The organism is Oceanithermus desulfurans, from assembly GCF_014201675.1.
Classification (GTDB): Bacteria; Deinococcota; Deinococci; order Deinococcales; family Marinithermaceae; genus Oceanithermus; species Oceanithermus desulfurans.
Genome location: NZ_JACHEZ010000009.1, coordinates 1 through 13,208, shown reverse-complemented (window position 1 = coordinate 13,208; position 13,208 = coordinate 1). Strand labels below are relative to the sequence as shown.

The following is a 13,208-nucleotide window of genomic DNA, read 5'->3' as shown; positions in this document are numbered from 1 at the left end:
ACCAAAGCCTGCCGCCAGGCTTGGAGTAAGCTGAGAGCATGCCGGTGCTCGAGCTCAACCAAGAGGACCAGTACCTGGTCGCCAGCGGCGACACCCCGTTGCTCGAGGTGTACGCCGCCCTGCCCGAACGGCTCTACCCGCCCTTTCCGCCCGTCGAACTGCCCGGCGGCGTGGGCGGGCTGGTCGAGCGGGGCGGCTTCGCCCAGACCTTCTTCTTTCCCGCGGACGTGCTGGGCGTGACCTTTGAGACCCCGTCGGGTCAGCGGATCGTCGCGGGCGGGCGGGTGGTCAAGAACGTTCAGGGTTACGACCTGGTGCGCCCCTTCGTGGGCAGCTTCGGGGTGCTGGGGCGGGCGCTCGAGGTGGTGCTGCGGCTGCGCCCCGCGCGCGCGGCGGCGTTGTGGCGCTACCGGCGCGAGGGGGAGCGGCGCCCGCGCTTCCTTTGGGAGGCGGAGGGCGAGCGCCTGGCCTTCCACTGGGGGCACCCGCGCGAGCTCGAGCGCGCGGGTTGGTCCACGGAGCTGGAGCTGCAGCCGGGAATCGACTACACCGCCCTCTTTCCGGGGGGCATGGGGGTGGGCGCCGACGGCCCCCTGCGCGACGAGCGCTTCGCCTGGGCCGACGGGGGCGGGCGGCCGCCGCTGCCGCCCGCCTTCGCCAAGCTGGCGCAGGCGCTCGATGGGGGTGGGGCATGAGCGCGGTCAGCGGCCGGGTGCTCCTGCCCGCGGGCTGGGTCGAGGGGCGGCTCGAGCTGGAAGAAGACAAGGTGGCCCGCTTCGTCCCCGACCGCGCCCCGGCCCGTTACGTGGTGCCCGGCTTCATCGACCTGCACGTGCATGGCGGCGCCGGCGGCGACGCCATGGCCGGCGAGGCGGCGGCGCGCACCGCGGCGCGCTTCCACGCCGCCCACGGCACCACCCGCATGCTGCTGGCCACGGTGACCGCCCCCGAGGAAGACCTGACCCAGGCGCTGGACGGTATCCACGCCGTCATGGAGAGCCCCGGCGAGGACGAGGCGCGGGTGATGGGGGTGCACCTCGAGGGGCCCTTCATCAGCCCCGAAAAGCTGGGGGCCCAGCCCCCCTACGCCCGCGACCCCGACCCCGGAGAGCTGCGGCGGCTGATGGCCCACGCCAGCCTCCAGGTGGTGACGCTGGCGCCGGAGCGGCCGGGGGCGCTCGAGTTCATTCGTTTTCTGCGCGCCCACGGGGTGCGGCCTCAGATCGGCCACACCGTGGCCACCGCCGAGGAAGCGCTGAGGGCGCTCGAGGCCGGAGCCAAGGGGTTCACCCACCTCTACAACGCCATGAGCCCCCTGCACCACCGCAACCCCGGGGTGGTGGGCGCGGCCTTCGCCCGCGGCACCTGGGCCGAGGTCATCGCCGACGGGTTGCACGTGGATCCGGTGGCCGTGCGCGCGGCGATGCGCGCCGTTCCCAACCTCTACGTGGTCACCGACGCGGTCGCGGCCGCGGGAATGCCCGAAGGCCCCTACCGGCTGGGCCGCTACACGGTGCACAAGCGGGGGAACGGGGTCTTCCTCGAGGACGGCACCCTGGCGGGCAGCGCCCTGACGATGGACCAGGCGCTGCGCAACCTGGTGGACTGGGGGTTCGACCTGGCCGAGGCGGTGCGCCGCCTCAGCGGTCTGCCCGCGCGCTACATGGGCTGGGCCGACCTGGGCCGCATCCAGGCCGGGGTGCAGGCCGACCTGGTGGTGCTCGACGGGGATTTGCAGGTGGAGGAGGTGTACGTCGGTGGAAGACGCGTCTTCGCCCGCGCCTAGCCGCATGTTCGCCGAGGCGCTACAAGCGCCGACGGCGGCCGAGCGGTTGCTCGCCGAGAACGCCGCCGAAGTGCGCTCGCTGGCGCGCTTCCTGCGCCGGCGCCCCCCGACGCTGGTGCAGACGATCGCCCGCGGCAGCTCCGACCACGCTGCGCTCTTCGGCAAGTACCTCTTCGAGGTGCGGCTCGGCTGGGTGACCGCGAGCGCCGCGCCCTCGGTCGTCACGGTCTACGGCGCCCGGCCCAACCTGCGCGGGGCGCTGGTGCTGGCCCTGAGCCAGTCGGGGGCGAGCGAGGACCTGGTGGCCTCGCTCAAGGCGGCCCGCGCCTCCGGTGCGCTCACCGTGGCCCTCGTCAACGTCGAGGACTCGCCGCTGGCGCGGGCGGCCGAGGTGGTGCTGCCGCTCCACGCGGGCGAGGAGAAGAGCGTGGCCGCGACCAAGAGCTACCTGACCATGCTCGTAGGGCTTGCCCAGCTCGTGGGTGCGGTCGAGGAGGCGACGGACCTCGAGGAAGCGCTGCCGCAGCTTCCCGAGCGCATGGCCGCGGCGGCGGGTAGCGACTGGAGCGCGGGGCTCGAGCTGTTCGCGCCCGCGACCGACGCCTACGTGATCGGCCGGGGCTACGCCTACGCCGCGGGGCAGGAGGTGGCCCTCAAGCTCAAGGAGACGAGCGCGCTGCACGCCGAGGCCTTTTCCACCGCGGAGCTGCTGCACGGCCCGGTGGCCATCGTGGGTCCCGGCTACCCCATCCTGGCGCTCGCGCCCTACGACCGGCCCTACCCGCAGGTGCTCGAGCTCCTAGGCAGCCTCAAGGCCAAGGGGGCCGAGCTGGCCGTGGCCGCGAGCGAGCCCGAGGCGCTGGGGCTGGCCGATGCGCCCCTGCCGCTGCCCGGCCGCTTCCACCCCGTCCTCGACAGCGTGCTGGCGGTCCAGGCCTTCTACCCCTTCGCCGACGCGCTGGCCCGCGCTCGCGGCCACGACCCCGACCGCCCGCGCAACCTGCACAAGGTGACACGTACTCGGTAAAGGCAAAAAGTTGACGCGGTAGTACGCTTGTAACATACTATCCCTGTCGGGACACCCCATCACCCTACGCTTACGCTTCGAGTTCCAGACCCTCCCCGCGGAAAGGAGTAGCCATGCAGGGAGTCGCAGCGGCCCTGTTCATCGGGGCGGTCGCGGGCCTGGTCGACGTGGCGCCCATGCTGGCTCGGGGAAGCGGCGCCCGGGCCAATGTTTCGGCGTTCGTTCACTGGCTGGTACTGGGCCTGGTCATCCCCTACCTCCACTGGGGGCTGGCGTCCTGGCTGACGGGGGCGCTGGCCGCGCTGTTGCTGGCCTTGCCGGTCATCATCATCGTTACCGAGGAGGAGCCGGGAGCCTGGCTGCCCATCGGGGTCATGTCGGTTTTCCTGGGGGCGCTGGTGGGATGGGCGGGTGCGCTCTGGGTGTGAACTCCAGGAGCGCGCCCCACGGACCGGCTCAGGGCCGCAGCCCGCGCCCCGCAAGGCTGCAGAACCCGGCGGCGAGCACGACCAGCCCCGCCACCAGGTAGACGCCCGCCCAGGCGGGGGAAGGCGCGGCGAGGGCGAGGACCAGCGTGAGCACGCCGTGCAGCGCCAGCAGCGCGCCAAACCTACGGTTCAGGCGGGCGCCTTGCTCGGGGGTCGGTACGGGCTGGCCGGGCAGGCCGCAGAGGGGGCGCGTAGGTGTGGAACGCGAGAGCACCGGCAGCGCCCAGCCGACGGCCACGAGGAACAGGCCTGCGCCGGCGCTTAAGAGACGGGTCAGCGCGGCTCCGTTACCGGGAAACCACAAGGCACCGAGCGGAAACAGCACGGCGAATAGGCCGCCCCACAGCACGAACGCAGCCGCAGCCCTGAAGACCTCCTCGCCGCCTTCGAGCGGGGCCGCGTAGAGGAGGAGCGCGGCCAGCAGCGCCACGAAGGTAAAGATCAGGGGCAGGCTCAGAACCTCGAGTTTCGATCCCCAGCGGGTTACCCGCCCCGCGGCGTCCATGTGCGCGGGCACGGTCTCGGGCAGCAACGGGTAGACGAGGACGACCACGGTCCAGACGAAGAGCAGCGTGGCGAGCAGCAGCAAGCCCAGTTTGGTACGAGGGTTCATGGGAAGCCTCCCTTCGTTGGTGCGGCACGGGCCGCGTAAGCTAGCCGGAGCAGCAGCACGATTCCAAAGAACCAGAGGACGCGCGGCAGGTCCAAGCCGTGCGCCGGAGGCGCGTCCGTGTGCCGGGAATAGGGGTAGAGGGCGCGCGCGAGCAGAGCGAAGGTAAGCACGAAGCCCCAGCGCAACCCCTCATGGGGCAGGGTACCGGCCAAGACCGCGGCCGCCGCGCCCAGGACGAGCGTGGCGGTCAGACGCAACGCGGGCGGACGCCCACGCAGGCCGAAGAACAACGCCAGCGCCGCTAACAGAGGGGGTAGGAGTGTCGTGAGGTTCATGCCTTTTCCTTCCTGCCCGCCCCTGCGGATTTCGCGCCGTTCGGGAGTCGTCCGACCCGGGCCGCGGGGAGGGTCCGAGCCGTCTTACGGCCATGAAGACGAGAGGCTACGGCGACCGGTCCCATGCTTCAGCTCCAGAACACCCGCGCCAGCTCGCCCACACCCGGCGCCGCGACGATCCAACCCAGGATGCGCAGCCGGGGTCCTTTTGTGCCGGGTGCCGGGCCGTACACCAACCCAGCCACAGCATCAGCGAACCCACGGCGAGGCCCCGCGCCTGCGGCCACCAGGGCGCGGGCAGAAAGGCGTAGGTCAGGGTCAGCCCCAGGGCGGCCGCAAGGGCGGCCAGGGGTAGGTTGGCTGCGCGCCAACGCGAGACGTCGCGGCCCGTCGCCTTCGCCAGCGCCATCAGGATCCACGCGCCCAGCACGAGGCCGGTGACGAGGCCTTCCAGCATGGTTTGATTCTACTTCACGGTCCGGCTAGGTTCCACCCAACCCCGGCTTTCCGCGAATCTTGGCCTTGGGGATGACCTGGGTCTCGCCGTCGTCGGCCGGCTCCGCCTCTCCTTCGGTCTCCGGCTCCTCGAGCGGCTCCCCGGCGAGGACGCGCTGGAACTGTTCGGCGTTCAGCGTCTCCACCTCGAGCAGCGCCGCGGCCACGCGCTCCAGCTCGGCCCTCCGGTCGCGCAGCAGCTGCAGGATGCGGCCGTACTGTTCGTCGATCAGCTCCTTGACGGCTTCGTCGATGCGGCGCGCGGTCTCCTCGGAGTAGTTGCGCACCTCGTACCCGCCCAGGTAGGTGTCCTGCCGTTCCTGGTAGGCCACCTGGCCGAACTCGGGGTGCATCCCCCACTCGGTGATCATCCGCCGCGCCAGCTCGGTGGCCTGGCGGAAGTCGTTTTCGGCCCCGGTGGTCACGTCGTCGAAGACCAGCTCCTCGGCCGCCCGGCCCGCCAGCGCCACCGCGATCTGGTCGAGCAGGCGCTTGCGGCCCCAGTGCAGCACGTCCTCGCGGTCGGGCATCATGAAGCCCAGCGCCCGGCCGCGCGGCATGATCGTGATCTTGTGCACGCCGTCGGCGTGTTCCAAGAAGTGGGCCGCGAGCGCGTGCCCCGCCTCGTGGTAGGCGGTGATGCGCTTGTCCGCCTCGGTGAGCACCATGCTCTTCTTGGCGGGGCCCATCATCACCCGGTCTGCGGCCTCCTCCAGGTCCTTCATGGTGATCTTGCGCCGCCGCTCGCGCGCCGCGAGCAGCGCCGCCTCGTTGAGCAGGTTCTCCAGGTCGGCCCCGACGAAGCCGGGGGTGCGCCGCGCCACCAAGGCCAGGTCCACGTCCTCGGCCAGCGGCTTGCCCACCGCGTGGATGCGCAGGATCTGTTCGCGCCCGCGCACGTCGGGGGCGTCGATGGCCACCTGGCGGTCGAAGCGGCCGGGGCGCATCAGCGCCGGGTCGAGCACGTCGGGCCGGTTGGTCGCGGCCATCACGATCACGCTCGTTTCCTTGTCGAACCCGTCCATCTCGACGAGGAGCTGGTTCAGGGTCTGTTCGCGTTCGTCGTTGCCGCCGCCCATGCCGCTGCCGCGCTTGCGCCCCACGGCGTCGATCTCGTCGATGAAGATGATGCAGGGGGCGTTCTTCTTGGCCGTCTCGAAGAGGTCGCGCACCCGCGCCGCGCCCACGCCCACGAACATCTCCACGAAGTCGGAGCCGCTGGCGGTGATGAAGGGTACCCGCGCCTCGCCGGCCACCGCGCGGGCGATGTGGGTCTTGCCCGAGCCCGGGGGCCCCACGAGCAGCACCCCCCGGGGGATGCGGGCGCCCATGCGGTGGAAGCGCTCGGGCGACTTGAGGAACTCGACGATCTCCTCGAGCTCCTCCTTGGCCTCCTCGGCGCCGGCCACGTCTTCGAAGGTGGTCTTGGGCGCCTCGGCCAGCACCCGCGCCCGGCTCTTGGTGAAGTTGAAGGTGCCCGAGCCGTCGCCGCCGCGGCTGCCGCGCGAGAAGTACCAGAAGGCGAGGAAGACCAGCCCCACCACGAAGAGGGGCAGCAGGATGCTGGCCAGGGGGCTGGCGCTGCGCGGCGGCTGGGCGCTCACCTCGATGCCGCGGGCGATCCAGCCTTCCACGGTGTCGGCGCTGGGCGGTGCGGGCAGGTAGGTGGTGAAGCGGCTGCCGTCGTCGAGCACGCCGCGGACGCGGTTGCCCTCCACGACGAGCTCGCGGACCTTACCCGACTGCACCTCGTTCATGAAGGTGGAGAGCTTCAGGTCGGTCGTGGGGCTGGCGGGGCTGGTGAGGGCGATGTTGATGGCCCAGACCGCTCCGATGATGACCAGGAGGACGATCCATACGTTGAGGGGTGGTGTCTTCATCTTGACTCGACTCAAGCCTACACCTTCCGCGCATGAGGAGTCCAAAGGAAGGGGCGGTTCAGATATGATATGAATACGCTCAAGTCTGTTGACAGCCGCATGCCACGGTGATATACTTCATGTGGAGTTAAGAAAGGAGCGTGAATTATGGCTAAAGCCGTGGGAATCGACCTGGGAACGACCAACAGCGTGATTGCAACCATGGAGGGCGGGCAGCCCGTCGTCCTTGAAAATGCCGAAGGGGAACGCATCACCCCTTCCGTGGTGGCCTTCAAGGAGGGAGAGACCCTCGTAGGGCGTCTGGCCAAGCGCCAGGCGGTGCTCAACCCCGAAGGCACGATCTTCGAGGTGAAGCGCTTCATCGGCCGCCGCTGGGAGGAGGTGCAGGAAGAGGCGGGCCGCGTGCCCTACCGCGTCGAGAAGGGCCCGGACGGGGGCGTGCGCATCCGCGTGGGCGACAAGCTCTACACCCCCGAGGAGATCAGCGCCTTCATCCTGCGCAAGCTGGTGAGCGACGCCAGCAAGAAGCTGGGCCAGGAGGTCAAGCAGGCGGTCATCACCGTGCCCGCCTACTTCAACAACAGCCAGCGCGAGGCCACGGCCAACGCCGGCAAGATCGCCGGGCTCGAGGTGCTGCGCATCATTAACGAGCCCACGGCCGCGGCGCTGGCCTACGGCCTCGACAAGAAGGGCAGCGAGACCGTGCTCGTCTTCGACCTCGGCGGCGGCACCTTCGACGTGACCGTGCTCGAGGTCGGCGAGGGCGTCTTCGAGGTCAAGTCGACGGCCGGGGACACCCACCTGGGCGGCTCCGACATGGACCACAAGATCGTCGACTGGCTCGCCGGGGAGTTCAAGAAGGAGCACGGCGTCGATCTGAAGGCCGACCGCCAGGCGCTGCAGCGCCTCATCGAGGCGGCCGAGAAGGCCAAGATCGAGCTCTCCAGCACCCCGGAGACGACGATCAGCCTGCCCTTTATCGCCATCGACCCCAACACCAAGACCCCGCTGCACCTGGAGCAGAAGCTGACCCGGGCGCAGTTCGAGGAGCTGATCCAGGACCTCCTCAAGCGCGTGCGCGGGCCGGTGGAGCAGGCCCTGAAGGACGCCGGTCTGAGCGCGAACCAGCTCGACGAGGTGATCCTCGTGGGCGGCGCCACCCGCGTGCCCGCGGTGCAGCGGATCGTGAAGGAGATGCTGGGCAAGGAGCCCAACCAGCAGGTCAACCCCGACGAGGCGGTGGCCCAGGGCGCGGCCATCCAGGCGGGCGTGCTCACCGGTGAGGTGGAGGACGTGGTGCTCCTCGACGTCACCCCGCTCAGCCTGGGGGTGGAGACCAAGGGCGGCGTGATGACGGTGCTCATCCCGCGCAACACCACCATCCCCACCCGCAAGTGCGAGACCTTCACCACCGCCGAGCACAACCAGACCGCGGTGGAGATCCACGTGCTCCAGGGCGAGCGCCCGATGGCCGCGGACAATAAGTCGCTGGGCCGCTTCAAGCTCGAGGGCATCCCGCCGATGCCCGCCGGCGTGCCGCAGATCGACGTCTGCTTCGACATCGACGCCAACGGCATCCTGCACGTGACGGCGAAGGAGAAGACGACCGGCAAGGAGGCCTCGATCAAGATCGAGAACACCACCACCCTCTCCGAGGAGGAGATCGAACGGATGGTGAAGGAGGCCGAGGCCCACGCCGAAGAGGACAAGCGGCGCAAGGCGCACATCGAGCTGAAGAACAACCTCGACACCGCCCGCATCCAGGCCGAGCGGCTGCTCGAAGAGAAGAAGGCCGAGGGCGAGCCCAAGACCCGGCTCGAGGCCGCCATCGCCAAGGCCAAGGAGTTGGTGGAGAAGGACGCTGCCGACGAGGAGCTCAAGTCCGCCACCGAGGAGCTGCTCGCGGCGGTTCAGGCCTACGAGCAGGCCGCGGGCGCGGCCGCTGCGCAGGCGGGCGCCGAGGCCAAGGGTCCCGAGGGCGAGGACGTGATCGACGCCGACTTCAAGCCCGCGGAGTGATCCGCGGGGCCGGGCGCGGAGGTCCGCGCCCGGCCGGCCCTGGGGGTGAACCATGGCGAAGGAGCAGACCTCGAAGCCCGAAAACGACCTGAACGCGCGCGTCGAGGCCGAAGAGCGCGAGGTGGCCCGGGAGGCCGAGAAGGTGGCCGCGGAACTGGAGCGCGCCGAAGGCGAGCTCGCCAAGGCCCGGAAAGAGATCGAGATCTTGAAAGACAAGTACATGCGGCTTCTGGCCGACTTCGACAACTACCGCAAGCGCATGCAGGCCGAGGTGGAATCGGCGCGCCGGGACGGCGAGATCAAGGCCATCCGCGCCCTGCTGCCCGTGCTCGACGACCTGGAGCGGGCGCTCGAGCACGCCGGTGCCAAGCCCGAGACGATCGCCGAGGGGGTGCGCGCGGTGCACCAGGGCTTCCAGCGCATCCTCAGCGGCCTGGGGGTGGAGCCGGTGCCCGGCGAGGGCGAACCCTTCAACCCCAGCGTCCACGAGGCCGTCGGCATCGTGGAGGGCGAGGAGGACGAGAAGGTGGCCGAGGTCTACCAGAAGGGCTACCGCTACGGCGAGCAGCTGATCCGCCCCGCCCGGGTGGCGGTAACAAAGAAGAAGGAGGTGGGAGGTGGGAAGTAGGGGGTAGGTATTATCCCACGCCCCACATCCCACACCCCACACCCGAAAAACCATGGAATACAAGGACTACTACGCCATCCTCGGAGTACCGCGCACGGCCAGCGAAGAAGAGATCAAGCGGGCCTACCGCAAGCTGGCGCGCAAGTACCACCCCGACGTCAACAAGGACCCGGGGGCCGAGGAGAAGTTCAAGGAGATCGGCGAGGCCTACGCGGTGCTCTCGGATCCCGAGAAGCGCAAGATCTACGACCAGTACGGCACCACCCAGGCCCCGCCGCCCCCGCCCCCCGGCGGCTGGCACGTCGAGGGGAACGTGGAGGACTTCTCCGACTTCTTCCAGACCCTCTTCGGCGGCGGGCTGGGCGACCTCTTCGGCGCCGGGAGCCGGCCCGCGGCGCGGGGCCCGCGCCGCGGGCGCGACTACGAGGCGGAGATCGCCATCCCCCTGGAAGTGGCCTACCACGGGGGCGAGCAGACGATCCAGCTGAACGGCGAGCGCCTGAGCGTGACGATCCCGGCCGGCGTGCGGCCCGGGCAGCGGATCCGCCTGCCGGGCAAGGGCGGCCCCGGCCAGCCCCCGGGCGACCTCTACCTGACCGTGCGCCTCGCGGCCAGCCCCACCTTCCGGCTCGAGGGTGACGACGTCTACACCACCATCGACGTGCCCGCGCCGATCGCCGTGGTGGGGGGCAAGGTCAAGGTGCCGACGCTGGACGGCTTCGTCGAGCTCACCATCCCGCCGCGCACCCAGGCGGGGCGCAAGCTGCGCCTGCGCGGCAAGGGCTGGCCCAGGCGGGGCGGCGGCCGCGGGGACCAGTACGCCGAGGTGCGCGTGGTGATTCCCGAGCACCCGACGCCCGATGAGGAGCGCCTCTACCGTGAACTCGCCGAACTGTTGAGGAAGCAGGGGGTGGTCGCGTGACCGCGCTGGTGCTGCACGAACGCTATCCGGCGGAGCTGCTCAGGCGCGAGGGTCTGGCGCTTTCCACCCTCGAGGCCTACGTCGAGATCGGCTTCGTCGAGCCGGTGGTGATCGCCGGCGAGTGGTACTTCACCCGCGAGCAGGTCGAGCGGCTCTACCGCGCCGAGCGCATCCGTCGCGAGCTGGGGGCCAACCTCATCGGGGCGGCGCTGGTGGTGGAGGTGCTCGAGCGGTTCGGTTCCTGACGCCGATTCACGCTTCTTTCGAACCAGGGAGGGCGCTTTGCGCCGTCCCTGGTTCGTTGGCGGCGGTCAGGCTCCGCGTTCGTCCGTGCGCGCCAGGAGCTCGCTAAAGACCTTCATCGCGCCCAGCGCCCGCGGAAAGCCCAGGAAGAGCGCGCTGTGGATGATCGTCTCGCGCACCTCGCGCTCCGTCGCTCCGTTGGCCAGGGCGCCGCGCAGGTGGGTCTTGAGCTCGCCTGGGTTGCCCAGGGCGATCAGCGCGGTGATGGCCAGCAGTTCGCGGGTCTTCAGGTCCAGCCCCGGCCGCGCCATCACCTCCTCGTAGGCGAAGTCCTGGATGTAGCGCGCCAGGTCGGGGTCGAGGCGCTCGAGCGCCTCGGCGATCCGCTCGGCGTTCTTGCCCCAGATCTTCTTGCGTACGCTCATGCCACCTCCAGCACCGTGCGCAGGTCGCGCTGCGGGTCCACGGGGTCGACGAGCAGCGGGGTGATCCCTACCGCCGCCGCGCCCCCGGCGTCGGCCTCCGGGCTGTCGCCCACATGCAGCGTCGCCTCGGGCCGGGCTCCGGAGCGCGCGAGCGCCTCGTTGAAGATGCGGGCGTCGGGCTTGGCCGCCCCCACCAGGGCCGAGACCACCACGGCGTCGAAGTAGGGGGCGAGGCCCACCACCTCGAGCACCCGCGGCAGCAGCCCGTCCCAGTTGGAGACGACGACCAGCTTCTTGCCGCGCGCCTTCAGGGCCGCGAGCACTTCGTGCGCGTGGGGAGCCAGCGGCCAGATGGCCGGGTCGTCCCAGGCGGCCACCAGCCGGTCCGCGACCTCGTCCGCGTCTTCCACCCCAAGACCCTCGAGGATCGTGCGGTCGGTGGCGCGCCAGAGCTCCAGGGCTTCCTCGAACGAGCGGGCCTGGAGGTGGTGGGCGTTGTAGAAGTCGAACGCCGGCGGCGCGGCCTCGGCGAGGCGGCTCCAGTCGGCGGCCACCCCCCAGCGGTCGAGGACGGGCTTCAGCCAGTGGAGCGGGTGGGCCAGGATGAGCGTGCCCCCCACGTCGAAAAAGACGGTATCGGCCACGTGCCCATCGTACAGGATGGCGCGTGCCTGCGCGGAAAAACCGCCTTGACATGGCCCAGGCGCTTCTTTATGATGAATTCCGCTGCTCCGGCCGCGGCCGGCAGCACAATGCGTCTGGCCCCGTGGTGTAGTCGGTTAACACACCCGCCTGTCACGTGGGAGATCGCGGGTTCGAGTCCCGTCGGGGCCGCCAGAGGTGCCGAGGTAGCTCAGTTGGTAGAGCATGCGACTGAAAATCGCAGTGTCGGCGGTTCAATTCCGCCCCTCGGCACCAAACTTTTTCTCTAGATGCATAGTGCAGGGGGACCGGCGCCGGTCTCCCTGTTTTTTCGGGTCCCGAGCCCCGTTTCGCCGCGGGTAAACTGAACCCCATGGGCTTCTTCGACGCCATGGGGGCGCTCTTTGCCCTGACCGCCCTCTTCGCCTACCTGAACTACCAGTACGTCAGGCTGCCCACGCCCATCGGCGTCATGCTCGCGGGGCTGCTGCTCTCGCTGGGGCTGCTGCTCGTTGGCGGGCCCGCGGAGGCCTGGGCGCAGGAGCTGGTGGCCTCGGTGCCCTTCGAAGAGGTGCTGATGCAGGGGATGCTGGCCTTCCTGCTCTTCGCCGGAGCGCTGCACGTCAACCTGGAGGACCTGCGCCGGCGCTGGGTCTCGATCCTCACCCTCGCCACCCTGGGGGTGTTGGTGAGCACCTTCGTGGTGGGCACCGGCGTCTACTACCTGGCGGCCTGGCTCGGGCTCGAGCTGCCCTACGTCCACGCCCTGCTCTTCGGGGCGCTGATCTCGCCCACCGACCCCATCGCGGTGCTGGGGCTGCTCAAGCGGGCCGGCGTTCCCAAGGACCTGGAGGTGCTGATCTCGGGCGAGTCGCTCTTCAACGACGGCGTGGGGGTCGTCGTCTTCGCCGTCATTCTCAGCCTGGTTCAGACCGGGGGGCACGGCGCCGAGGCCTCGGCGGCCGCCGTGGCCGCCTTCTTCGCCCAGGAGGCGCTGGGCGGGCTGGCCCTCGGCCTGGGGCTGGGGCTGGTGGCCTTCTACATGCTCCGGCGCACCGACGACTACTCGGTCGAGGTGCTGATCACGCTGGCGCTGGTCAGCGGCGGCTACGCGCTGGCGGCGAACCTGCACACCTCAGGGCCGCTGGCCATGGTGGTGGCCGGGCTGCTCATCGGCAACCACGGAAGGGCGCTGGCCATGAGCGAGCGCACCCGCGAGCACCTCGACACCTTCTGGGAGATGACCGACGAGATCCTCAACGCCCTGCTCTTCGTGCTGATCGGTCTGGAGGTGCTGCTCGTGCGCTACACCCCCGGCTACCTCGAGCTCGCGGCCCTCAGCGTTCCGCTGGTGCTCGCGGCGCGCTTCCTGAGCGTGGGCCTGCCCATCGGGGCCTTGCGGCTGGTGCGGCCGTTCGCCGGCTACACGGTGCGGCTCATGACCTGGGGCGGCCTGCGCGGCGGCATCTCGGTGGCGCTGGCGCTGGGTCTGCCGCCGGGGCCAGAACGCGAGCTGATCCTGGCCATGACCTACGGCGTCGTCGTCTTCAGCGTGCTGGTTCAGGGCCTGACGATCGGCCGTCTGGCCCGTTTCGCCGCGGGCCGCTAGCTGTAACCTCCCAACACGTTGTTCACTGGAACCCCGTACCCTGGTGCCTGTGAAGGAATGGCTTTTGGCACGAGAGGAGGGGCCCCCGCCTTCGCG

Annotated in this window: 15 protein-coding genes and 2 tRNA genes; 11 read left to right on the top strand and 6 right to left on the bottom strand. The window is 70.3% G+C overall.

What is annotated here, in order from left to right; genetic code table 11:
* Positions 1-38: 38 nt before the first annotated feature.
* The 4 genes from HNQ05_RS10510 (at position 39) to HNQ05_RS10495 (ending at position 3,241) form a co-directional block, all read left to right on the top strand.
* Positions 39-695, top strand: coding sequence for an FAD-binding oxidoreductase (locus HNQ05_RS10510; protein WP_147148012.1), 657 nt, complete (start codon positions 39-41; stop codon positions 693-695).
* A complete protein-coding gene (gene nagA / locus HNQ05_RS10505) occupies positions 692-1,786 on the top strand; it encodes an N-acetylglucosamine-6-phosphate deacetylase (protein ID WP_147148014.1) in 1,095 nt (364 codons plus the stop codon). The genes HNQ05_RS10510 and nagA overlap by 4 nt, the downstream gene beginning before the upstream one ends.
* A 4-nt stretch (positions 1,787-1,790) precedes the next feature.
* The gene (locus HNQ05_RS10500; protein WP_147148046.1) at positions 1,791-2,813 is read left to right on the top strand and encodes an SIS domain-containing protein; all 1,023 of its coding nucleotides are present in this window, start codon (positions 1,791-1,793) and stop codon (positions 2,811-2,813) included.
* 113 nt (positions 2,814-2,926) lie between these two features.
* A complete protein-coding gene (locus tag HNQ05_RS10495) occupies positions 2,927-3,241 on the top strand; it encodes a hypothetical protein (protein ID WP_147148016.1) in 315 nt (104 codons plus the stop codon).
* Between the two features lie 28 nt (positions 3,242-3,269).
* Here HNQ05_RS10495 and HNQ05_RS10490 read toward each other — a convergent pair whose 3' ends face one another.
* The 4 genes from HNQ05_RS10490 to ftsH all read right to left on the bottom strand — a co-directional run bounded on the left by HNQ05_RS10490 (position 3,270) and on the right by ftsH (position 6,624).
* Positions 3,270-3,914 carry a DUF1648 domain-containing protein gene (locus tag HNQ05_RS10490; protein WP_147148018.1) on the bottom strand — a complete coding sequence of 215 codons (645 nt, stop codon included), beginning with the start codon at positions 3,912-3,914 and terminating at the stop codon, positions 3,270-3,272.
* The gene (locus HNQ05_RS10485; protein WP_147148020.1) at positions 3,911-4,249 is read right to left on the bottom strand and encodes a hypothetical protein; all 339 of its coding nucleotides are present in this window, start codon (positions 4,247-4,249) and stop codon (positions 3,911-3,913) included. The genes HNQ05_RS10490 and HNQ05_RS10485 overlap by 4 nt, the downstream gene beginning before the upstream one ends.
* Positions 4,250-4,355: 106 nt before the next feature.
* Positions 4,356-4,706: a hypothetical protein gene (locus HNQ05_RS10480; protein WP_147148022.1), complete on the bottom strand. Its 351-nt coding sequence runs from the start codon at positions 4,704-4,706 to the stop codon at positions 4,356-4,358.
* Between the two features lie 25 nt (positions 4,707-4,731).
* Positions 4,732-6,624, bottom strand: a complete 1,893-nt coding sequence (gene ftsH, locus HNQ05_RS10475; RefSeq protein ID WP_147148024.1) for an ATP-dependent zinc metalloprotease FtsH — start codon at positions 6,622-6,624, stop codon at positions 4,732-4,734.
* A 147-nt stretch (positions 6,625-6,771) separates the two neighbouring features.
* On the opposite strand from ftsH, the gene dnaK reads away from it, so the two are divergent.
* The 4 genes from dnaK to HNQ05_RS10455 are packed head-to-tail and all read left to right on the top strand — an operon-like array spanning position 6,772 to position 10,438.
* Positions 6,772-8,643 carry a molecular chaperone DnaK gene (gene dnaK, locus HNQ05_RS10470; RefSeq protein ID WP_147148026.1) on the top strand — a complete coding sequence of 624 codons (1,872 nt, stop codon included), beginning with the start codon at positions 6,772-6,774 and terminating at the stop codon, positions 8,641-8,643.
* A gap of 52 nt (positions 8,644-8,695) precedes the next feature.
* The gene (locus HNQ05_RS10465) at positions 8,696-9,271 is read left to right on the top strand and encodes a nucleotide exchange factor GrpE (RefSeq protein WP_147148029.1); all 576 of its coding nucleotides are present in this window, start codon (positions 8,696-8,698) and stop codon (positions 9,269-9,271) included.
* A gap of 52 nt (positions 9,272-9,323) precedes the next feature.
* The gene (locus HNQ05_RS10460) at positions 9,324-10,193 is read left to right on the top strand and encodes a DnaJ C-terminal domain-containing protein (RefSeq protein WP_147148031.1); all 870 of its coding nucleotides are present in this window, start codon (positions 9,324-9,326) and stop codon (positions 10,191-10,193) included.
* Positions 10,190-10,438 carry a chaperone modulator CbpM gene (locus tag HNQ05_RS10455; RefSeq protein WP_147148033.1) on the top strand — a complete coding sequence of 83 codons (249 nt, stop codon included), beginning with the start codon at positions 10,190-10,192 and terminating at the stop codon, positions 10,436-10,438. Before HNQ05_RS10460 ends, HNQ05_RS10455 begins: the two co-directional genes overlap by 4 nt.
* A 66-nt stretch (positions 10,439-10,504) precedes the next feature.
* Here the strand turns inward: HNQ05_RS10455 and HNQ05_RS10450 are convergent, their stop codons facing one another.
* Together HNQ05_RS10450 and HNQ05_RS10445 are read right to left on the bottom strand one after the other, a co-directional pair.
* On the bottom strand, positions 10,505-10,861 hold the full coding sequence (locus tag HNQ05_RS10450) for a carboxymuconolactone decarboxylase family protein (protein WP_147148034.1): 357 nt from the start codon (positions 10,859-10,861) through the stop codon (positions 10,505-10,507).
* A complete protein-coding gene (locus tag HNQ05_RS10445) occupies positions 10,858-11,505 on the bottom strand; it encodes an HAD family hydrolase (protein WP_147148036.1) in 648 nt (215 codons plus the stop codon). The genes HNQ05_RS10450 and HNQ05_RS10445 overlap by 4 nt, the downstream gene beginning before the upstream one ends.
* A gap of 116 nt (positions 11,506-11,621) precedes the next feature.
* Here HNQ05_RS10445 and HNQ05_RS10440 point away from each other — a divergent pair.
* From HNQ05_RS10440 to HNQ05_RS10430, 3 genes are all read left to right on the top strand, one after another.
* Positions 11,622-11,698 (top strand) — tRNA-Asp (locus HNQ05_RS10440).
* 5 nt (positions 11,699-11,703) lie between these two features.
* Positions 11,704-11,779: transfer RNA gene (locus HNQ05_RS10435), tRNA-Phe, on the top strand.
* Between the two features lie 97 nt (positions 11,780-11,876).
* A complete protein-coding gene (locus HNQ05_RS10430; RefSeq protein ID WP_147148038.1) occupies positions 11,877-13,112 on the top strand; it encodes a cation:proton antiporter in 1,236 nt (411 codons plus the stop codon).
* Positions 13,113-13,208: the final 96 nt, after the last annotated feature.